The sequence below is a fragment of the Catenulispora rubra genome, assembly GCF_015356825.1.
Taxonomy (GTDB): Bacteria; Actinomycetota; Actinomycetes; order Streptomycetales; family Catenulisporaceae; genus Catenulispora; species Catenulispora rubra.
Genome location: NZ_JAACYW010000056.1, coordinates 1 through 18,995, shown reverse-complemented (window position 1 = coordinate 18,995; position 18,995 = coordinate 1). Strand labels below are relative to the sequence as shown.

The window sequence follows — 18,995 nt, the reverse complement described above, 5'->3', positions numbered from 1 at the left end:
TGCGCGCTGCGGCGCCGTCGTTTCTGTATGTGGGGAGACCGGTGGTCATGGCGGACGGAACCGGTGCGGAGTTGGCGCCCTGGCCGGCGTTGTTCGCGCCGGAGGAGCGGCTGGGGTGGTCGTTCAGCGATCGGGACCAGTTCCGCCGGGCTTTCACCGAGCCCCGGCCCCCCGAGGCCGGGCCGCCTGTCGAGGTCGACAACGATCGGTTGCAGGCCGCGCGGCGGAAGCTGCCGGGACGGCTGGCCTGGACGTGGCGGTTCGCCTTCGTCGGCACGGTGGCGGCCTGGGCGGTGCTGGTGCGGCACGACCGGCAGCCGGGCCACCACCTGTCGCCGGCACCGGTGCTGATCTACGGCGGTGTCGGCGCGGCCGTGGCCGGTGGGCTGTGGCTGGGTTTGGTGCTGACGCATCTGCGGCTGGCCCGCCGGTCTGGGACGCGCCGCCAAAGCGTTCAGGTGCGTCGTCAGGGTGCTGCGTTGCAGGCGTGGTCGGCGCGTCGGGCGGCGTTCGAGGAGCAGGAGACGCAGCGGTTGTCGTCGCTGCCGCAGTGGGTGTCGGCTCCGGCGCCGGGGCATCGGCGGATCGATGTGGTCGGCGGGAATCTGTGGGGCTGGGAGGCGTTCCTGACCGTGTTCGGCGCCTCGGCGCTGGCCTCGCGCGGCCCGATGGTGGTCCTGGACTTGTCGGGCGAGCAGATCGTCGGGGAGTTGGCGCGCGGCGCGGTGGCCTCGGGCCTGGACGTCGACGTGCAGGCGCTGCCCGGCGAGCTGGCCGACAGCGATCTGTTGGCCGGTCTGGACGTGCCGGCGCTGGTGGAGATCTTCGTGGAGTCGCTGCACGGCGGCGACAGCAAAGCCACGCGCGGCGAGCGGGTGCTGGACGCCCGGCTGCTGGGTGCACTGTGTGACAGGCTCGCCGCTGGCGGCTTGACGATGCCGCGGATCGCCGCCGGTGCCAGGGTGCTGCTGAACGAGCCCTACGACGGCCAAGAGCTGTCGGAGTCCGAGCGCGCGGACCTTGCCGGGCAGGTGTTCTCCGCGTCCTACCGCGAGCAGTCCTCAGGGTCGTTGCGTGTCATCGAGGCACTGGCCGATTCCCTCGGCGGCCTCGGCCTGCGCACGCACCAGCGGCCGCCGGCGGATCTGCGGTGCGTGTCGATGGCGGCGACGTGGCGCAGCGGCGCCGGGGACTTCCTGGCCGATCTGGTCGTGGCCTGGGCCGCACGGCAGATCGCCGCCGATGCCGGTTCCGGTTCGAACGTGGCGACGCTGGTCCTGGCCGGCGCGGACGAGTTGGCGCCGCGGCACCTGGAGCGGCTGTCGGACCTGTGCAACCGGCGCGGGACCCGCCTGGTGGTGATGTTCCGGCACCTGCGCGAGACCTCGTTCCAGATGCTCGGGGCCGGGCCGGTGGCGTTCATGAACCTGGGCAACCCGCAGGAGGCGGCGCGCGCCGCGGACTTCATCGGCCGCGAGCACCGCTTCGAGATATCCGGGCTGACCCGCACGGTCGGCGGCCACCAGACCCACAGCGTCTCCGACAGCGACGGCGGATCCGAAGGCCTGTCGCAGAGCGCCGGCAAGCAACGCGGAACCACCTCCGCAGGCCTGTCCCACGCGCCGACCCGCAGCTGGGGACGCTCCTGGTCGCAGACCCGCAACACCGACCGCAACTGGGCCCACAGCACGACGGACTCCAACACCGACACCTGGTCCGACGCGCAGACCACGCAGCGCGTCTACGAGTACGCGGTGGAGCCGCGGGTACTGCAGCAGCTCCCGGACTACGCGATGGTCCTGGTCGAACACGCCCCGACCGGCGTCCAGGTGAAGGCCGTCGAGATCAACCCCGACATCCCGCTGCTTCAGCCCACTGACGACACCGGCGCCGGTGCCGACCAGGCGCCGCAGATCGCCTCGGCGAACGCCGGCGCGCGCCAAGCCCTGGATGAGCCTGTCACCGACGATGTGATCGGGCCGTGGCCGAACCTCGCTGATCACGAAGCTGTTCCGGATCGGCGTTTCCCGCAAGAATGATCACCATGGTGATCACCTGGTGGCCGAACGGCAGGGCCGGGCTCCTCACGAAGCCCGGCCCTGGCCAAGTGCGAGTGCTACTGCTCAGCTGCGAGTGGCTGCTAGTGCTCAGCCGGTGAAGGCCGCGAGACCGTTGGGCGTGCCCCAGCCGGTCGGGCCGTCGTAGCCGGTGCGGGCAGCGCACAGGTACGACGGCGTGCAGCTCGCGGTCGCGCCACTGGTGACGTCGTTCAGCGCTGAGGTGTGGCTGTAGATGTCCGCGGCCGGTACCGCGGCCTTCGGCGTGCCGGCGTCGGCGTACACGGCGGCGATCAGCGGGGAGGCGACGGACGTGCCGCCATACACGGCCCATCCGGACCCGCCGTAAGTCTGGTACACCGCGACGCCGGTGGCCGGGTCGGCGACCGCGGAGACGTCAGCGACGGTGCGCTTGGCGCAGCCGGTGTCCTTCTGCCAGGTGGGCTTGGGCTCGTAGGCGGAGCAGCCGGAGCCGGCGCCCTCGGTGGCGTTGGTGGACCAGACCGATTCGGTCCAGCCGCGCGCGGAGCTGTCCTTCTTCAGCGCGGTGCCGCCGACAGCGGTGACGTACGGCGAGGCCGCCGGGTACTCCACGCCGTAGCCGCCGTCGCCGGAGGAGGCGGTGATGGCGACGCCGCTGTGCTTGAAGTAGCTGCTGTCGTAGCTGGTGTCGGCGCTGGACTCGCCGCCGCCGTAGCTGTTGGAGACGAACTTCGCGCCCAGCTTGACGGCGGTGTTGACCGAGGTGCCGAGGTTGGCCATGGACGGCGTGGTGGCCTCGACGAGGATGATGTGCGCGTTCGGCGCGATGGCGGAGACCATGTCCAGGTCCAGGGAGATCTCCCCGGCCCAGCCGGTGTCGCCCTTGGGCAGTTTGCTGCCGCCGGTCTGGTTGACCTGCTTGAAGCAGCCGGAGGCGACGGTGCACGCCGGCAGGCCGAACTGGGCGCGGTAGGTGTTCATGTCGGCTGCGGCGTTGGGGTCGTTGTAGGCGTCGACGATCGCGACAGTCTGCCCGGCGCCGCCGCCGGCCGGCAGGTTGTAAGCCGAGCGCAGGTCGGCCGGGCCGAAGCCGGAGGGCGTGGCGTTGGGGGTGACGCCGGTGGCGCGGATGTGCTCGGCGACGTTGTTGACGTGCAGCGCGTCGCAGGCGGCCAGGCCGGGGGCGGGGATGTCGCAGGCCCGGGTCCAGGCGGGGCCGGAGGCGCTCTTGTTGGGGGCGCTGTTGTTGGCGGCGTCGGCGCGCGCCCCGGCGACGGTGGTCGCGGTGCCGGTGTGGGGACCGGTGGCGTTGGCGGCGGTGGCGAGGGCCGCTGCGGAGCCGCCGAGGATCGCGACGGCGGCCAGGGATATCGCGGCGCGGCGGCGGGCCGGGCGCAGGATGGATCGCAAGCTTCTGCCTCCAGATCGAGGGTGCGGCAAGCGGTCCCGGGCAGCGGTGTGCCCGGGACCGGACGAGAAGACTCGTGGTGGCGCCGCCCCGCGGTGGCAGCGTGTTCGAAGCTAGCTACCGCTCATCTGGTGGACAAGGGCCGTGGCGATCCTTTGCTGTTTCATGACCTTGATAAGGCCGGAACGTTAAGAGCCGATGATGGCGGTCGGTTTCTGCCGCCGTTGCCGCACGATCGCGTACACCGCGACCAGGATCAGGACCGCCTCGCCGATGAGGATGAGGCGCAGGCGCGGGTCCAGGCCGGTGCTTTGCCAGTCCGGGTAGTGGTTGGCGTCCAGGGCGCGTTGGATACCGGCGATGCCGCCGACGACCGCAGCTGCCACGGCCCATTCGGCCCGCCGCCATCCGCGCAGCGCGGCGACCGCCGCCACCGCCGCGGCGACGGCGACCAGCGGTCCGGTCTCGGCCGGGTGCCCGTAGGTTCCGCGTCCGTACCAGGCCACGACGACGACGATCGCGGCCACCGCTGCCAGTGCGGCGAACCACCGTCGCAGGTGCTGGGCCGGGGCGATCTCCTTGGTGCCGGTGGCGATGACCGCGGCGGCGACGATCAGCGGCGGTACCGTGGCGAGCGCCGTGTATGCGCCGGTGACCTGCGAGGCGGCCAGGACGACCAGCATCCACCCGAGGATCTGCACGAACCGTTGCCGGCCGAGCAGCATCGCCGCGAACGCCCCGAGCCACAGCAGCCCGGCGACTTGCAAGAGCGCCATCTGGGCGAAGGTGTGGTGGTGTCCGTCGAGGTCGGAGTAGTTGATGTCGCTGCCGTAGATGCCCCAGTTCCACCGCAGCCCCAGGAATTGACCGACGGCCACCAGGAAGCTGAGGTAGAGCGTCCCGAGCAGTGCCACGGCCCGCATCAGCGGCCGCACGGCCTGCGACGGCAGCGCTTGGGCGCCCACGCCGCTGCGGACCCGGACGCTGTGCGTGGCCAGGCTGAGTACTTCGCTGAGCTTGGGCCACCGCTGCTGCTCGGGTGCGCTGTCCATGAGGACGCCGAGCATCTCCTCGCCGCGCTGGGCCCGGTAGGCGCGCGGCAGCAGCATCAGTGCTCGGCGATACCGCCGCTGGAGCACCGCCGCCGCGTCTCGCGGGCCGTCCGGGACGCCGGGCGCGCCCGACTGGTCTGCAGACTCAGCTACCTCCGCGCTCGCCGGTCCGCCGCCGCTGTCGCTGTCGCTGCCACTGCCCGCGACGTTCCCGGACCCTGACTCCGCGCTCGACTCGGCCGCGGACTCTGCCCTCGCCTCGAACCCGGACTCGAACCCGGACTCGGGCCTTGATTCGGGCCCTGATTCGGATTCAAGCCCGGACTCAGCCGCGCCGCCGTCCCCGCCGATCCCCGCCCCGCTCATGCCATCCCCTCCGAAGTCGCGCCGCGCGCCACACCCATCCCCGTACCCCGTGCACGCAGCCTGGCCAAGGCCACCGACGCCTGCGCGGCCATCCGTTCCGCGTCCTCGGCGAGGACCTGTGCGGCGGCGTCGGTGAGCCGGTAGTAGCGGCGCAGGCGCCCGTTGACCGTCTCCTCGCGGTCGAGCACCAGGAGCCCTTCCCCGCTGAGTCGGTCCAGTGCCCCGTAGAGCGTGCCGACCTTCAGCTGGGTGCGTCCGCCGGAGAGCTGCGCGACTTCCTGGATGATGCCGTAGCCGTGTAAGGGCCCGTCGACGAGCGCGGTGAGGATCTGGAACGTTTGTTCCGTCCGACTACCCGATGAATTCACACTCGATATATATCGGCTAGCAAGGTATGGGGTCAACCGTCAGCGCCGGCGCGACGAGCGTTAATCGAGCGGCGTCAGTCGAGCGGGGTCAGCACCACGACCGGGATCTGCCGTTCGGTCTTGCGCGCATACTCCTCATACAGCGGGAAGATCCCCGCCATCATCTCCCACAGCGCCGGGCGTTCGGCGTCGGTCGCCTCCCGCGCTCGGTGCGGCGGTTCTTGTGGTGCCTTGTTGTCGCGCCCTGTTGTGGCGCTCTCTTGTGGTGCGTGTTGTTACGTCTTGCCTCATTTGCTGCGGCCGGGCGCGCGGCTTGTATCGTCACTGCGGTGATGAGCGAGCCTTTCTACCGCCGGGCCGAAGGCGCCGTGTTCGAGCCGTCGCAGGCCACTGAAAGCCCCTGGGACACGTCGTTGCAGCATGGCGGTCCGCCGTCGGCGCTGCTGATCGGCGAGATCGAGAAGGTGACGGCCACGCACGGCCGGATCGCGGAGGCGCACGTCGACTTCCTGGGGGTGATTCCGCGCAAGCCCGGGGTGGTGGAGGTGCGGACGTTGCGTCCGGGCCGGCGGGTGCGTCTGGATGCCGCGACACTCACGATCGAGGGCCGTGTCGTGGCCGAGGCCAGGTGTTGGACCATCGCCACCAGCGCCGGCGCGGACAAGCGTGTGGAGCACCGGGCCTCGCCGCTGCCTGCGATCCCGCCGGCGACCGCGGAATCGCCGTTCCCCGACTTCCCGGATTCCTGGCACTATCCGCACGCGATCGAGTGGCGTCCGGTGCGCGGCCACGGCGGGGAGTTGGGTCCGGCGGCGATCTGGACGCGGGTGCGGGTGCCGGTGGTCGACGGCGAGGCGGCGACGCCGTTGCAGCGTCTGGCGGTGGTGGCCGATTCGGGCAACGGCATCTCGAACGAGTTGCCGTTGGATGACTTCCTGTTCGTGCCGACGGCGTTGCAGCTGAGTCTGCACCGGCATCCGGTCGGCGACTGGGTTCTGCTGGACGCGCGGACCTCGCTGGCCGGCGACGGTATCGGCGCGACCGTGACCGAGCTGCACGACGAGTCCGGGAGCATCGGCACCGGCACGCAGCCGCTACTCGTCCAACCACGCGGACCTGTTCAGCCGCCGAACGGCGCCTAGAGCCGGCCGGATCTCCCAGCGCCTTGTCTTCCCCGGCGCGTGCAAGATTCCATCAACATCGCGCAAGAAGCCAAGCAGAACCGGAAGATCATCGATGATCTTCTGAAATCAAGGCACAGAAGTATTGCTTCCGGGTTTCCCGCCCTCTACGGTCCTGTCATGCCCACACCCACCAAACCCCTGGCCGCGGCCTTCGCCGCGGTCCTGGGCCTGAGCACTCTCATCGCCGCCGGCCCGGCCGGCGCGTCCACGGCCGCGCCGACGAAGGTCACGCGGGCCGCGCTGGATCCGTCGTTGGTCGCCGGACGCGGCGCCGATCTGGGGTTCGTCGAGCAGGAGGCGGAGAACGCCGTCACCGACGGCACCGTCATCGGCCCGAGCACCGATGCGTACTCGCTGGCGGCGGAGGCGTCCGGCCGTTCGGCGGTGACGTTGAAACCGGGGCAGTACGTGCAGTTCACACTGCCGGCGGCGACGAACGCGATCACCGTCCGGTACAGCATCCCGGACGCCCCGGCCGGCGGCGGCGTCACCGCGCCGCTGGACGTGTCGGTCAACGGCCACGAGCACCGGACTATGACGCTAACGTCGCAGTACGCGTGGCTGTACAACGAGTACCCGTTCAGCAACGACCCGGCGGCCGGGCCGCTGCACCCGGACTGGTGGACCACCGAGTGCGGCTGCGTGCCGAATCAGACCACGCCGGCGCCGGTGTTCCCCACGCCGTTCCGTCCCAACCACTTCTACGACGAGCAGCGGCTGCTGCTGGGCCGCACCTACCGGGCCGGCGACGTCATCCGGCTGACCGCGCCGGCCGGCTCGGCGGCGTCCGGCACCACCATCGACCTGATGGACTCCCAGCAGGTGGCGCCGCCGAAGATCGACCTGGTGGCGGCGAACGTGCTGCTGTTCGGCGCCGACCCGACGGGGCGGCACGACTCGGCCGACGCCATCGACCGGGCCATCGCCTTCGCCAAGCTGGTGCACCTGCCGGTGTACCTGCCGCCGGGCACGTACCAGGTGAACCGGCACATCATCGTCGACGACGTCACCATCGAGGGCGCCGGCAGCTGGTACACCGTCGTCAAGGGCCACCAGGTGACGCTGTCGTCGCCGGCCCCCGACGGCTCGGTCCACACCGGGGTCGGCTTCTACGGCAAGGACGCCTCGGTCGGCGGGTCGCACAACGTGCACCTGTCCGGCTTCGCCATCGAGGGCGACGTGCGCGAACGCATCGACACCGACCAGGTCAACGGCATCGGCGGCGCGCTGAGCGACTCCACCATCGAAGGTCTCTACATCCACCACACCAAGGTCGGGATCTGGCTTGACGGCCCGATGACCGACCTGACGATCACCGGCAACCAGATCGCCGACCAGATCGCCGACGGCATCAACTTCCACACCGGCGTGACGAACTCGGTGGTGCGGAACAACTTCGTCCGCAACACCGGCGACGACGGCCTGGCGGCCTGGTCGGAGAAGACCGCTGACTCCGGCGACGTCTTCGACCACAACACGGTGCAGACGCCGGTGCTGGCCAACGGCATCGCCCTGTACGGCGGCAGCGACCTGACGGTGTCGGACAACCTGATCGCCGACCCGATCCGCGAAGGTTCGGCACTCCAGATCGGCAGCCGCTTCGGCGCGGTGCCGTTCGCCGGCACCATCACCGTCGCGGACAACACCACGGTCCGCGCCGGCACGTTCGAACTGAACTGGAAGATCGGCCTCGGCGCCATCTGGATCTACGCACTCGAGCACAGCATCGACGCGAACATCCAGGTCACCGGCGACAACTTCCTGGACAACACCTACAACGCGATCATGCTGGTGTCGGACTTCCCGGTGAAGGACCTCTACTCGATCACGAACGTCCACTTCGCCAACATCAAGGTCGACGGCACGGGCACCTCCGTGCTCTCGGCCCGCTCCGCCGGCGGCGCGACGTTCCAGAACGTGGTCGCGCGCAACGTCGGCGCCGTCGGCGTCAACAACTGCGGCTCGTTCCACTTCACCCCGGCAGGCTCGGAGTTCGCCGTGACCGACCTCGGCGGCAACACCGGCGGCGGCACCACGGGTCCGTGGCTGGCGTCGTGGGAGCTGCCGAACACCATCACCTGCAACGACCGCCCGGCAGTGGTTCCGCCGGCGACGCCTTCGCCGTGGCCGGCGAGCTGAGGTAGCAGGAGGCGGGGCTAGGAGTGGCGCAAGGTACGACAAGGCAGGGCTAGGTGAACACGGGGCGTCGCGGCCGTCCGAGGGTGGACGGCGGCGGCGCCCCGCTCCACGTGCCGGCCCGCGATCAATTCCCGACGAACCAGGCAGGGCCCTGCCTCACCGCACCCCCGGACCCCCGACCGCCTCCGGAGCGCTCCAGCTGGCCAGCATCTGCAACGCCTGTGCGCTGTCCGACCCCGGCGACACCGTGTAGACGCACAGCATCTGCTCGGTGTCGCCGGGGACCTGGAACGACTCGTACGAGAACTGAAGCTCCCCCACCACCGGGTGGCGGTAGCTCTTCGCGCCGTGGGTGCGGCGCAGGACGCGGTGGTCGCCCCACCAGTGGGTGAACTCCGGGCAGTGGACGGTCAGCTCTCCGATCAGGTCGGCCAGCTGGCGGTCGTGGGGGTAGCGGCCGGCTTCGAAGCGCAGCATCGCCACGGTTTCGGCGGCGATGCGGTCCCACTCGCCGACGCGTTCGCGGGCTTGGGGGTCCAGCAGCATGTAGCGGGCCAGGTTGCGGCGCGGGGCCGGGATGGCGTCGAAGTCGGTGATCACGACGCGGGCCAGGAGGTTCGCCGCCAGGATGTCGGTGCGGCGGCCCATGACGAACGCCGGGACGTGCTCCAGCGCCTCCAGCATCAGATACAGCCCGGGCCGCACCTTCTGTACCCGGCTGCGGTTCGGCGCGCGCCGCTGCGCCGCCGACGACCCGGCCGCGGCCGAGCGGGCCGCGGGGGCGAGCAGGTCGGTCAGGTGCTCGCGTTCGGTGTCGTCCAGGCGCAGCGCGTCGGCGACGGCGGCGACCACCTCCGGCGAGGGGTTGCCGGCCCGGCCCTGCTCCAGCCGCGTGTAGTACTCGCTGCTGACGCCGGCCAGCCGCGCGACCTCGTCACGGCGCAGCCCCGGCACCCGCCGCACCCGGCCGTCGAACGGCAGCCCGGCCTGGTCGGGGGCGATTCCGGCGCGCCGGGAGCGCAGGAAGTCGGCGATCTCGGTGGCGCGGTCCATGTCTTCCAGTGTGGTCCATGGCGGCGCCGGTTCGCTGGCGCAAGGTAGCCCTGCCAGTACCTGCCTGGTCAGGGTCAGTTATGGCGGTCCGGAGGGGCCCGACGGCTGGTGTTCTGGATGTGAGGCCGGAACCGATCGGCCGCACAGTCCCCACCTGATCTGCTTGTGGAAGGTACGCATCATGTCCACGAACACCACCGCCGCCACCGCCGCCAGCACCCGCAAGGCCCCGCTGGCCGGCCGCGTCGCCGTCATCACCGGAGCCTCCAGCGGCATCGGCGAGGCCAGCGCCGTCGAGCTCGCCGCCCTCGGCGCCCGCGTCGTCGTCCTGGCCCGCCGCGCCGACCGGCTGGCCGAGCTGGTCGCCCGCATCGAGAAGGACGGCGGCCAGGCGCTCGCGATCACCGCCGACGTCACCGACCGGGCCGCGGTCCAGGCCGCCGCCGACCGCGTCGCGGCCGAGTTCGGCGGCGCCGACCTGCTGTTCAACAACGCCGGGGTGATGCTGCCGGCACCGATCGAGCAGGTCGCGACCGACCAGTGGCAGCACCAGATCGACCTGAACATCACCGGCCTGATGAACGTCATCGGCGCCTTCACCCCGCAGCTGGTGGCCGCCGCGGCCGAACGCGGCGTCGCCGACCTGATCAACACCTCCTCGATCGCCGCGCAGAACATCTTCCCCGGCTTCGCCGTCTACTGCGGCACCAAGGCCTACGTGACCCACATGTCCCGGCAGCTGCGCGCCGAACTCGGCGCGAAGAACGTGCGCGTGGCGGCGATCGAGCCGGGCATCGTCGGCACCGAACTCCAGAACCACGTCACCGACCCCGGCGCCCAGGCCTGGCTGGAAGGCGCCGCGCAGGCCATGGAGTTCCTGACACCCCGCGACATCGCCCAGACCGTCGGCTTCCTGGCCTCCCTGCCGCCGCGGGTCAACCTGCAGCAGGTCACGATCATGCCGACCGGCCAGCCCAGCTAACGCATTGAAAGCCATTGATTGAAAGCCATTGGTCGACAGACATCGGTCGGCGCCGGCGGTGCAACATCAGCCGCCGGCGCTCGCCGCTACCGCCAATTGCTTCAGCCATCGTCGTCAGCCGCTCCCGCGTGAAGCACCTCGACCCCGTTGTGCCCGAGCTGCGCAATAGTCGGGTCGGCAGAATCGACGTCAGTGACCACCGCGGTGACCGCCTCCCATGGCAGCACCGTGTACCGCGACGCCGCCCCGACCTTCTCCGCACTGGCCAGCACATACGTCTCAGCGGCGCGCGCAGCCAAAGCCCGCTTCATCGCAGCCTCGTCAGCGTCGGCGGTGGTCAACCCGGCAGTGGGGTGCACGCCGGTCACACCGAGCAGGAACACGTCCGCACTGATCTGCGCCGCGGCCTCAGCCGCAGCAGCGCCGCAGGTCACCGCCGAATGCTTGAACAACCGCCCGCCCAACAGGAACACCTCAGCCTGGTGGTCCAGCAACGCTGCAGCGATCGTGGGGCTGTGCGTGATCACCGTGCAGTCCAGAGTCTTCGGCAGCGCGTCGACCACGGCGCGAGTAGTGGTGCCGCCGTCAAGGATCACCGTCGAGCCGGGCTGGATGAGTGCGGCGGCGCGCGCCGCAACGCGGCGCTTGCTGTCGGGCGCGACGGCATCGCGCGCGGCATAGGCGACGACCGCCGGTGAGGCGGGCAACGCCCCGCCATAGACCCGCACGGCCAGCCCGGCAGCGTCAAGGTCCCGCAGGTCACGCCGCACACTGTCCGGCGAGATGCCGAGTTCGGCGGCGACGTCCTTGGCCACGACGCGTCCGTCCCGACGCAGTCGCTCCAGCAGCAAATCCTTGCGCGAAGCGGCCAGCATGCCGACTCCTTCCGAATCTGTCCCGAATCTCTTCCGACTCTTTCACGTTCCTGCACGTTCTTGCCGTATCCTACACGCCATGACGAAACCACTGCTGATCCTGATAGCCGGCCCCTACGCCTCCGGCACCAACGGCGACCCGGACCTGATGGCACGCAACCTGAAGCGCCTGGAAGCCGCGGCCTGGCCGATCTTCCAAGCCGGACACGTCCCGATGATCGGCGAATGGGTCGCCCTGCCAGTCCTGGAAAGCGCCGGCGCGTCCGGCCCGAACGACCCACTGGCCGAGCACGTGATGTACCCGACGGCCCAACGGCTGCTCGCACATTGCGACGCGGTACTGCGGCTGCCCGGGGAGTCCCGGGGCGCCGATCAGGACGTGGCGATCGCCCGCGAACGCGGCATCCCCGTCTACACCTCGCTGGAGGAGATCCCGCGCTGACGCCCCGCACCCCTAAGCGCACCCCGAGACGTCAGCGCACTGAGCGGACCTTCTCGTAGCGCCGCGCGGCGCGCACCCTGTTGCCGCAGGTCACCGAGCACCATTCGCGCCGCGGATGCGTCTTGACGAAGTACAGCACGCATCCCGGCGCGCGGCAGGCCCGCAGCATGTCGGCGTCGGGGCCGCCGAGCAGCGCGATCGACTCGGCGGCGACGCGCGCCAAGGCGCCGGTGACCGCGCTGCCCGGTGCGCTGGTCGTGCACTGGAGAACGCCGTCGGCGAGCATGATGCGCGGGCCCGGCAGGTGCGCGGCGACCTCGTTGAGGTCTCGCACAGCGGCCCGCGCGTCGCCGGTCGCCGAGCGTGCGGCCTCCCGGTCATCGCCGGTGACCTGCGCCGCGAGGCGGCGGACGGCGTCCCGGAGACGCCGCGCGAGATCGAGTTCGGCCGAAGTGCAGCCCTGCCCCGAGCGGTCCACGGCTGTCGCGTCGAGCCAGGCGTCCAGGTCATCGGCGGTGCACAGGTCGTCGTGGACGCCTGCGACATCGGCCCAGATGGTCGCCATCAGGCGGATCGGCACAGCCTCCTCCGCCAGCATCCACTCCCGTGCGGTCGCATCCTCCGGCATGCGCCGAGGTTATCACGGATGATTCGCCTTGCATCCGTGAGAATCCGATGGTAGACCTGGCGCCATGACCGAATCCCGACCCCCGTTCCCGCCGTTCGACATGGATTCGGCACTGCAGAAAGTGCAGGCCGCCGAAGACGCGTGGAACACCCGCGACCCGCACAAGGTCAGCCTGGCCTACACACCGGACTCGGTATGGCGCAACCGCGACGTGCACCTGGTCGGCCGTGCGGCGATCGTGGAGTTCCTGACCGCCAAGTGGGACCGCGAACTGGACTACGCGCTGCGCAAGGCCCTGTGGGGCTTCCGCGGCAACCGCATGGCCGTGCGCTTCCAGTACGAGTGGCACGACGCGCAGGGCCAGTGGTGGCGCAGCTACGGCAACGAGCTGTGGGAGTTCGACGCGGCGGGCTTGATGAGCCGCCGCGAGGCCTCGATCAACGACCGCCGCATCACCGCCTCGGAGCGGCGGGTGTTCGGCCCGCGCCCCGAATCAGAGCACGGGATCGAACTCCCCGTGTGGTGAGGTGTGGGTGGGCAGCATGCTGCCCACCCCCGCCGAACACCGCCTGCCATCTGCATCTGCCATCTATCTCCCGCCTACTGCAGAACAGCTTCCTTAGCGGCCGCGGCGAGCCCCGGCTGCAACCGGCGCGCGACGTCCACATGATCGCCGGTCCAGATGACCCGCACCGCGGTGGCCGTGGCCTGCCCGTCCTGGTCGACGAGGTCGGTGCGGACCGCGTCGACCAGGCGTGCGGCGGCTTCCGGCCGCAGCGGCACCGGCGCCGGTATGGGTGTGCCGTTGTGGTCGCCGAGGCTGTCGGCCAGGGCCCGGTACCAGTCGGTGACCTTGTCGGCGCCTTCCAGGATGGCGTCGTGGGCGGCGCTCTGGTCGGCGGTGAGTTTGGTGCGGCCGCTGTTCTCCCATAGCGCGACCACGGAGTCCGCGGCCAGCCGCAGCCCCACAACGCCGGTGACCAAGGTAGTGGTGTCGGCCAGCGACAGCGGCTTGGCGCCACGTTCGGCCAGGTAGGTACGGTAGGCGTCATCCAGGCGCCGAGCGGATGCGGCGGCGTCACGACTGGCCGCCTCCGGAGCCTCTGGTGCCGCTGCGGCCGGCGCGTCAGGATTGTTGGTGCAGTGCCCGAGAGCGTAGGTGACAGCCCCCGAGAGGTACCGCGCGCTGTCGGTGTACGCCTTGGCCAGAGCCTTGTCGACCGCGGCCGCAGCACCACGAGGCCAGAAGAACAACGCGACCACGAGACTGACCCCACAGCCCAGCGCGATGTCCTGAATCCGCAGCAGCACGATGTGCCAGTCCGGGTTCTGCCCGATGTTGAACAGAATCACCAGCGTCACAGTGAACGCGGCCTGCCCGGCAGTGAAGGAGATCGCCGCCGGGGCGATACCGGCGATGAGGATCGCCACCGGCAACAGCATCCACAACACATTCCCGTGATGCCCGATCACCTGCAGCAACCCGGCACCGATGATCGACCCCAGTACCGTCCCCAACACGGCACGCATCGCGTTCTGCCCGGTGTTCAAGGCATTGGACCGCAGTACCGACAACGTGCCCAGCAGCACCCAGAACGAATGCTGAACACTGGTCAGGTCGGCGAGCAGCACCGCGATCGCCAGACCGATGGCGCCACGGACACTGTTGTGCAGCCACACCGAGTTCCAGCCCAGATGCGCACCCGCGCGCTCACGGGCCGAGGCCAGGGGCTTGGCCAGCGCACCGGGCTCACGCCCCAACAGCCGGTCAGGCCAGCTGCGCTGCCACGCCTTCGCCGCCAACTCGACGTTCCCGGCGATCTGCTCCACAGCGAACCCCAACTCCAGCGCCCGGAAGGAGAAGTCGAGCGTGGAGATGAACATGAACGCCTCGTCAGGGCTCTCACCGACAGGCTGATCCACCGGCAACCGCGCGGTAGAGCTGTCCTCCATCGCCGCCATCGCCGACTGCAGCTCCTTCCCGGCAGCTTGCAGCGCACTGATGTCGCTACGCAGGTCGGTCAGCACATCGGCAGCCCGGTCCAGGACGTCCGCGGCAGCCAGCCGCGCGGTACGGGCAGCCGGATCGCAGGCCGGCGGCTGCTCGTCGTAGTTGGGCCGGTCGGTGACGATGGTCACCAGCCAGGTCAGCTCGTCGACCAGCCGCACCAAGGTCCGAGATGACGTCGACAACCCGGTCGGCCGATACGGCGTCGCGTCGAACATCCGACGTAGATCGTTGTTCGCGGCAGTGGTCTCATCAGCCGCGATCTGACAGGCACCGATGTTGAACGTCCGATGCCCACCGGTGGCGCGCGCATCAGCACGCAACAACGCCGCAGCAGCCCGACACACCCGCGCCGCCGGCTTGGCCAACGGGTCAGCAGCCGGACGCGGCCACAACAACGTCACCGCCGGCAACGCCGCCGCGGCAGCCAACCCCGCACCGGCCAACCGATACTGCAACTGGTCCAACGGCACCGGCGTCGCCACCGGCAACACGAACGCCAACAACAAAGCCGTAGCGCTGCCGGCCAGCACCGAACTGACCACCCCGGAGAACAACACCGCGAACGCCACGACGACCGTCGCCGCCACCGACACCCACGTCACCCGCGCGACCAGCGTGCCCACACAAATCAGCACCGCCCACGCGAAGGCCAGCGCCAACTGCGCACGCAACCGCTGAATCAGAGTCCCGCTGTAATCGACCAGCAGCAGCATCGAGAACGACCCGAACGCCGCGAAACTCGCCATCGTCGGCGAGTGGAACACCTGCGTGCACAACGCGAACAACGCCGGCATCACCACCGCCGTACGCGCCGCCCGCCGCGTCGCCGCCAACGCCGGATCGTGCGAACGCAACCACCCGGTAAACGCCGACCAGTCGATCACCGATCCGCGCCGCTCCAGCAAGGCCCCTGACGACATCCACACCTCCGGCAGAGAACGTCGGCGGGGCCAGGCGCCACACCGCGCTCAATTGTGTATCACCCCGGCGCGCTCCGGCTCGGATCAGCGGCGAGATCTTGCGTACCGAGAACGGACAGCAGTTCCAGTTTCTCCACGGCGTCCGTACCAGGCACCGGACTGAACCACAGCAGCCGCTGGCTGCCGTCCTCAGTGAGCAGGTTCAGACAGTTGACGTCGATCAGGCCGAGGGCCGGATGCACGATGCGCTTGGTGTCCATCAGGTGCACCGCCACGTCGTGCCGGTCCCAGATGCGGGCGAACTCCTCGCTGCGCTCGAGCAGCTCGGCGACCATGCCCCTGGTCTCCGTGTCATGTTTGCCGCGCCGGGCCGCGGCGGCGCGCAGGTCCGCGACGAAAGTCAGCGCGTGCCGCTCGTGATCCTCCGGCGGATACAAGGCGCGCGCCGCCGGCTCGGTGAACCACCGGTACACGAACCCGGCCCGCGGCCCGGTCCCCGGCGGCACCGGCCCGAGCAGCGCCTCGGCCAGAGGGTTCTGCACCAACACCACGTGCAGGTCCGTGATGACCCGCGCCGGAGTACCGACCAGGCGGTCCATCAGGTCCATCATGCCCGGGCTGACGTGCGCGGCAGCGCCACCGGCCGGTGGGAGGGGACGCCCGGCCAGGTGATACAGGTGATCGCGTTCATCCCGGTTCAGCCGCAGCGCCCGCGCCAGCGCGGCGAGCATCTGCTCCGAGGGCTGGGCGCCGCCGCGTTCCAGCTCGATGTAGTAGTCGACGGAGGCGCCAGCCAGCTGCGCCACCTCATCACGGCGCAGCCCCGGCACCCGGCGCCGCGGACCGGTGGGCAGCCCCACCTCGCGCGGACGTATCCGGTCACGCCGGGATTTCAAGAAGCCTCCGAGTTCAGCCAGATCCACCTCCCCAGTCTCCGTCACCTCCGCGCCCGGAGCCAGGGGGCGCCGACCCCTGGGTAAACGGCAACTGGTTACCGGCCCTGGCCAGGCACAAAGTGGTGGTGTCACCGAGAAACGGAGCAGATCATGAGCACTGAGAACACCACCGCGGCCGGCACGACCGCCCCTTCCGACGCGGCGGACGCGGTTGCCGCAGCTGCCGAGGCCGGCGCCGCCGGTTCGGCGCAGCGACGCGTGGCCATCGTCACCGGCGCCTCCCGCGGCATCGGCCGGGCCGTCGCGCTCCGCCTGGCCGCCGACGGCCACGCCGTCGTGATCGTCTACGCCGGCCGCACCGACCTGGCCGAGCAGGTCCTCGCCGAGATCGAGGCCGCCGGCGGGCAGGGGCTCGCGGTACAGGCCGACATCGCCGACGAGAAGGCCATGGCCGCCGTGTTCGACCAGACCGAGCAGCAGTTCGGCGGCGTCGACGCCGTCGTGAACGCCGCCGGCCGGATGGCGCTGTCGCCGCTGGTCGACCTGGACCTGACCGTCCTGGACGAACTGCACCGCACCAACATCCGCGGCACCTTCGTCGTCGCGCAGCAGGCGGCGCGGCGGCTGCGGCCCGGCGGCGCACTGGTCACGTTCTCCACCTCGGTCCTGGGCACCTCCTTCCCCACCTACGGCGCCTACGTCGCCAGCAAGGGCGCGGTGGAGGCGCTGACGCTGGTCCTGGCCCGCGAGCTGCGCGGCCGCGACGTCACCGTCAACACCGTCGCACCCGGACCCACCGCCACCGACCTGTTCCTCGACGGCAAGGACGACGAACTCATCGCCCACCTGGCCGCGCAGGCCCCGCTGGAACGCCTCGGCACCCCGGAAGACATCGCCGAAGTCGTGGCGTTCCTGGCCGGCCCGGCCGGCCACTGGGTCAACGGACAGGTGCTGCGCGCCAACGGCGGCCTGGTCTGAGCACACCACCACCACACACAACGAGGGAAGAAGAGCCATGAGCGAGAACACCGCGAAAGCCACAGACAGCGCCGCAGACAGCAAGGTCATCGTCGTCACCGGCGCCTCATCAGGCTTCGGCAACCTGGCCGCCCGAGCCCTGGCCGCCGCCGGACACACCGTCTACGCCGGAATGCGTGAAACCGCCGGCCGCAACGCGGCGCACGTCGCAGAGCTGGCGCAGCTGTCCGCCGACAACGGCGTGGACGTGCGCGGCATCGAGATGGACGTGCAGGACCAGAGCTCCGTGGATGCCGCCATCGCCCAAATCGCCGCCGAGCAGGGAAACCTGGACGTGGTCGTGCACAACGCCGGACACATGGTGCTCGGCCCAGCCGAGGCGTTCACCCCCGAGCAACTGGCCCAGCTGTACGACATCAACGTGCTCAGCACGCAGCGCGTCAACCGCGCCGCACTGCCCCTGATGCGGCGCGCCGGCACCGGGCTGCTGGTGTGGGTCGGCAGCTCCAGCACCCGCGGCGGACACCCGCCGTTCCTGGCGCCGTACTTCGCCGCGAAAGCCGGCATGGACGCCATGGCCGAAAGCTACGCCGCCGAAGTCATCCGCTACGGCATCGACACCGTGATCGTGGTACCCGGCGCCTACCCCAGCGGCACCAACCACTTTGCCCACGCCGGACTCCCCGCCGACACCGAACGCGCCGCCGCCTACGACGCCGCCTACGGACAGCTGCGCGACGAGATGGCCGGCCGCCTGGCCGAGCTGTTCCCGGCCGGCCGCACCGTCGACGAAGTCGCCGAGGCCATCGTGGACGTCGTCGACCTGCCCGCCGGACAGCGTCCGTTCCGAGTCCACGTCGACCCCAGCCGCGACGGCAGCGACGTCGTGTCCACCGTCGCCGACCGGATCCGCAGCGAGTTCTACCACCGCATCGGAATCGCCGACCTGCTCCCCGAGCACGCCAGCCGCTGACCACCCGGAACCAGAACAGGAACCCACCCATGCCATTCGCGAACTTCAAGGTCCCCGCCGGCACCCTCGACGCCGAACAGAAGGAGAAGATCGTCCACCGCGCCACCGAGCTCTACGTGGAGATCTACGGCGAACGGGCCCGCGGCGGCACGATGGTGCTAGTCGAAGAGGTCGCCGACGGCGGCTGGGGCATCGGCGACCACGTGCTGACGCTCGCCGCACTCCAGCAAGGCGGCGACAGCGCCCCGGCGCAGGAGCCTGCGCCTGCGTCTGCGTCTGCGACGGATCCTGACACGCCTGACCTAGCCGCGTAACAGGGCTTCACACCGCCGAAGCCGCATCGGCGAGCACGACCCCCGGCGCCGCGCTCCACCAGCGCGGCGCCGTAAAACCCTGCGATAGAGTCGGTCGGCATGACCGCTCCCGGACCCGGCACCTGGCCACCCGCACCGATCCACACCAAGCGGCTGGTGCTGCGCGAATCCCAGGCCCGGGACCGACCCGCGATCATCGACCTGTTCGCATCCGAGGAAGTCGGCACCTACGTCGGCGGAGCCCAACCCCGCGAAGACCTCGAACGCACCGTGGCCCCGACACCCGGACGACGATTCGGCTTCTTCATCGTCGAACTCGACACCGCGATGATCGGCCTGATCACCCTCGACCCGCACACCGCCACCC

18 protein-coding genes and 1 pseudogene are annotated in these 18,995 nt (G+C 70.4%); 10 read left to right on the top strand and 9 right to left on the bottom strand.

The genetic code is table 11. The features are described from left to right. The first annotated feature begins 47 nt into the window (after positions 1 to 47). Entirely contained in the window at positions 48 to 2,039 is a 1,992-nt protein-coding gene (locus GWK61_RS18000; RefSeq protein ID WP_194909546.1) for a hypothetical protein, read from the top strand. A gap of 108 nt (positions 2,040 to 2,147) precedes the next feature. Here the strand turns inward: GWK61_RS18000 and GWK61_RS17995 are convergent, their stop codons facing one another. The 4 genes and pseudogenes from GWK61_RS17995 to GWK61_RS17980 form a co-directional block, all read right to left on the bottom strand. After that, a complete protein-coding gene (locus tag GWK61_RS17995; RefSeq protein ID WP_194909545.1) occupies positions 2,148 to 3,449 on the bottom strand; it encodes a S53 family peptidase in 1,302 nt (433 codons plus the stop codon). Positions 3,450 to 3,635: 186 nt separating this feature from the next. Next, positions 3,636 to 4,865, bottom strand: coding sequence for a hypothetical protein (locus tag GWK61_RS17990; protein WP_194909544.1), 1,230 nt, complete (start codon positions 4,863 to 4,865; stop codon positions 3,636 to 3,638). Next, complete coding sequence (locus tag GWK61_RS17985; RefSeq protein ID WP_194909543.1) at positions 4,862 to 5,233, bottom strand: PadR family transcriptional regulator; 372 nt, start codon at positions 5,231 to 5,233, stop codon at positions 4,862 to 4,864. The genes GWK61_RS17990 and GWK61_RS17985 overlap by 4 nt, the downstream gene beginning before the upstream one ends. Before the next feature lie 74 nt (positions 5,234 to 5,307). Next, a pseudogene (locus GWK61_RS17980) lies at positions 5,308 to 5,442 on the bottom strand (nitroreductase/quinone reductase family protein); the annotation flags it as partial. A gap of 123 nt (positions 5,443 to 5,565) precedes the next feature. On the opposite strand from GWK61_RS17980, the gene GWK61_RS17975 reads away from it, so the two are divergent. Both GWK61_RS17975 and GWK61_RS17970 read left to right on the top strand, forming a co-directional pair. Further along, the gene (locus GWK61_RS17975; RefSeq protein WP_194909542.1) at positions 5,566 to 6,375 is read left to right on the top strand and encodes a thioesterase family protein; all 810 of its coding nucleotides are present in this window, start codon (positions 5,566 to 5,568) and stop codon (positions 6,373 to 6,375) included. A gap of 159 nt (positions 6,376 to 6,534) precedes the next feature. Further along, entirely contained in the window at positions 6,535 to 8,556 is a 2,022-nt protein-coding gene (locus GWK61_RS17970) for a glycosyl hydrolase family 28-related protein (RefSeq protein ID WP_194909541.1), read from the top strand. Between the two features lie 156 nt (positions 8,557 to 8,712). On the opposite strand, the gene GWK61_RS17965 is transcribed toward GWK61_RS17970, so the two are convergent. Next, positions 8,713 to 9,609 carry a helix-turn-helix transcriptional regulator gene (locus tag GWK61_RS17965; RefSeq protein WP_194909540.1) on the bottom strand — a complete coding sequence of 299 codons (897 nt, stop codon included), beginning with the start codon at positions 9,607 to 9,609 and terminating at the stop codon, positions 8,713 to 8,715. Positions 9,610 to 9,790: 181 nt separating this feature from the next. Between GWK61_RS17965 and GWK61_RS17960 the strand changes: the two genes are divergently transcribed. After that, complete coding sequence (locus tag GWK61_RS17960) at positions 9,791 to 10,591, top strand: SDR family oxidoreductase (RefSeq protein WP_194909539.1); 801 nt, start codon at positions 9,791 to 9,793, stop codon at positions 10,589 to 10,591. Between the two features lie 101 nt (positions 10,592 to 10,692). Here the strand turns inward: GWK61_RS17960 and GWK61_RS17955 are convergent, their stop codons facing one another. Then, complete coding sequence (locus tag GWK61_RS17955) at positions 10,693 to 11,466, bottom strand: DeoR/GlpR family DNA-binding transcription regulator (protein ID WP_194909538.1); 774 nt, start codon at positions 11,464 to 11,466, stop codon at positions 10,693 to 10,695. Between the two features lie 79 nt (positions 11,467 to 11,545). Between GWK61_RS17955 and GWK61_RS17950 the strand changes: the two genes are divergently transcribed. Further along, positions 11,546 to 11,908, top strand: coding sequence for a DUF4406 domain-containing protein (locus tag GWK61_RS17950; RefSeq protein WP_194909537.1), 363 nt, complete (start codon positions 11,546 to 11,548; stop codon positions 11,906 to 11,908). Positions 11,909 to 11,939: 31 nt separating this feature from the next. Here GWK61_RS17950 and GWK61_RS17945 read toward each other — a convergent pair whose 3' ends face one another. Further along, positions 11,940 to 12,536, bottom strand: coding sequence for a CGNR zinc finger domain-containing protein (locus GWK61_RS17945; RefSeq protein ID WP_228562505.1), 597 nt, complete (start codon positions 12,534 to 12,536; stop codon positions 11,940 to 11,942). Between the two features lie 64 nt (positions 12,537 to 12,600). Between GWK61_RS17945 and GWK61_RS17940 the strand changes: the two genes are divergently transcribed. Further along, positions 12,601 to 13,062 (top strand): nuclear transport factor 2 family protein, encoded by a 462-nt coding sequence (locus GWK61_RS17940; protein WP_194909536.1) that lies wholly within the window; start codon positions 12,601 to 12,603, stop codon positions 13,060 to 13,062. A 74-nt stretch (positions 13,063 to 13,136) separates the two neighbouring features. On the opposite strand, the gene GWK61_RS17935 is transcribed toward GWK61_RS17940, so the two are convergent. Together GWK61_RS17935 and GWK61_RS17930 are read right to left on the bottom strand one after the other, a co-directional pair. After that, positions 13,137 to 15,467, bottom strand: coding sequence for an FUSC family protein (locus GWK61_RS17935; RefSeq protein ID WP_194909535.1), 2,331 nt, complete (start codon positions 15,465 to 15,467; stop codon positions 13,137 to 13,139). A gap of 59 nt (positions 15,468 to 15,526) precedes the next feature. Beyond that, positions 15,527 to 16,390, bottom strand: a complete 864-nt coding sequence (locus GWK61_RS17930) for an MmyB family transcriptional regulator (protein ID WP_194909534.1) — start codon at positions 16,388 to 16,390, stop codon at positions 15,527 to 15,529. Between the two features lie 123 nt (positions 16,391 to 16,513). Here GWK61_RS17930 and GWK61_RS17925 point away from each other — a divergent pair, with 123 nt between their 5' ends. The 4 genes from GWK61_RS17925 to GWK61_RS17910 all read left to right on the top strand — a co-directional run. Then, complete coding sequence (locus tag GWK61_RS17925) at positions 16,514 to 17,341, top strand: SDR family oxidoreductase (RefSeq protein ID WP_194909533.1); 828 nt, start codon at positions 16,514 to 16,516, stop codon at positions 17,339 to 17,341. Positions 17,342 to 17,378: 37 nt separating this feature from the next. Then, on the top strand, positions 17,379 to 18,314 hold the full coding sequence (locus GWK61_RS17920) for an SDR family oxidoreductase (protein ID WP_194909532.1): 936 nt from the start codon (positions 17,379 to 17,381) through the stop codon (positions 18,312 to 18,314). 29 nt (positions 18,315 to 18,343) lie between these two features. Next, a complete protein-coding gene (locus GWK61_RS17915) occupies positions 18,344 to 18,628 on the top strand; it encodes a tautomerase family protein (protein WP_228562504.1) in 285 nt (94 codons plus the stop codon). A 99-nt stretch (positions 18,629 to 18,727) separates the two neighbouring features. After that, the coding region (locus GWK61_RS17910; RefSeq protein ID WP_228562503.1) for a GNAT family N-acetyltransferase at positions 18,728 to 18,995 on the top strand (268 nt) is incomplete at its 3' end.

Coding starts and splice junctions, on each gene's coding strand:
- GWK61_RS17990 (WP_194909544.1), bottom strand. CDS start 4,865: ATGAGCGGGGCGGGGATCGGCGGGGACGGCGGCGCGGCTGAGTCCGGG.
- GWK61_RS17960 (WP_194909539.1), top strand. CDS start 9,791: ATGTCCACGAACACCACCGCCGCCACCGCCGCCAGCACCCGCAAGGCC.
- GWK61_RS18000 (WP_194909546.1), top strand. CDS start 48: ATGGCGGACGGAACCGGTGCGGAGTTGGCGCCCTGGCCGGCGTTGTTC.
- GWK61_RS17925 (WP_194909533.1), top strand. CDS start 16,514: ATGAGCACTGAGAACACCACCGCGGCCGGCACGACCGCCCCTTCCGAC.
- GWK61_RS17970 (WP_194909541.1), top strand. CDS start 6,535: ATGCCCACACCCACCAAACCCCTGGCCGCGGCCTTCGCCGCGGTCCTG.
- GWK61_RS17915 (WP_228562504.1), top strand. CDS start 18,344: ATGCCATTCGCGAACTTCAAGGTCCCCGCCGGCACCCTCGACGCCGAA.
- GWK61_RS17975 (WP_194909542.1), top strand. CDS start 5,566: ATGAGCGAGCCTTTCTACCGCCGGGCCGAAGGCGCCGTGTTCGAGCCG.
- GWK61_RS17945 (WP_228562505.1), bottom strand. CDS start 12,536: ATGCCGGAGGATGCGACCGCACGGGAGTGGATGCTGGCGGAGGAGGCT.
- GWK61_RS17935 (WP_194909535.1), bottom strand. CDS start 15,467: ATGTCGTCAGGGGCCTTGCTGGAGCGGCGCGGATCGGTGATCGACTGG.
- GWK61_RS17920 (WP_194909532.1), top strand. CDS start 17,379: ATGAGCGAGAACACCGCGAAAGCCACAGACAGCGCCGCAGACAGCAAG.
- GWK61_RS17965 (WP_194909540.1), bottom strand. CDS start 9,609: ATGGACCGCGCCACCGAGATCGCCGACTTCCTGCGCTCCCGGCGCGCC.
- GWK61_RS17950 (WP_194909537.1), top strand. CDS start 11,546: ATGACGAAACCACTGCTGATCCTGATAGCCGGCCCCTACGCCTCCGGC.
- GWK61_RS17955 (WP_194909538.1), bottom strand. CDS start 11,466: ATGCTGGCCGCTTCGCGCAAGGATTTGCTGCTGGAGCGACTGCGTCGG.
- GWK61_RS17940 (WP_194909536.1), top strand. CDS start 12,601: ATGACCGAATCCCGACCCCCGTTCCCGCCGTTCGACATGGATTCGGCA.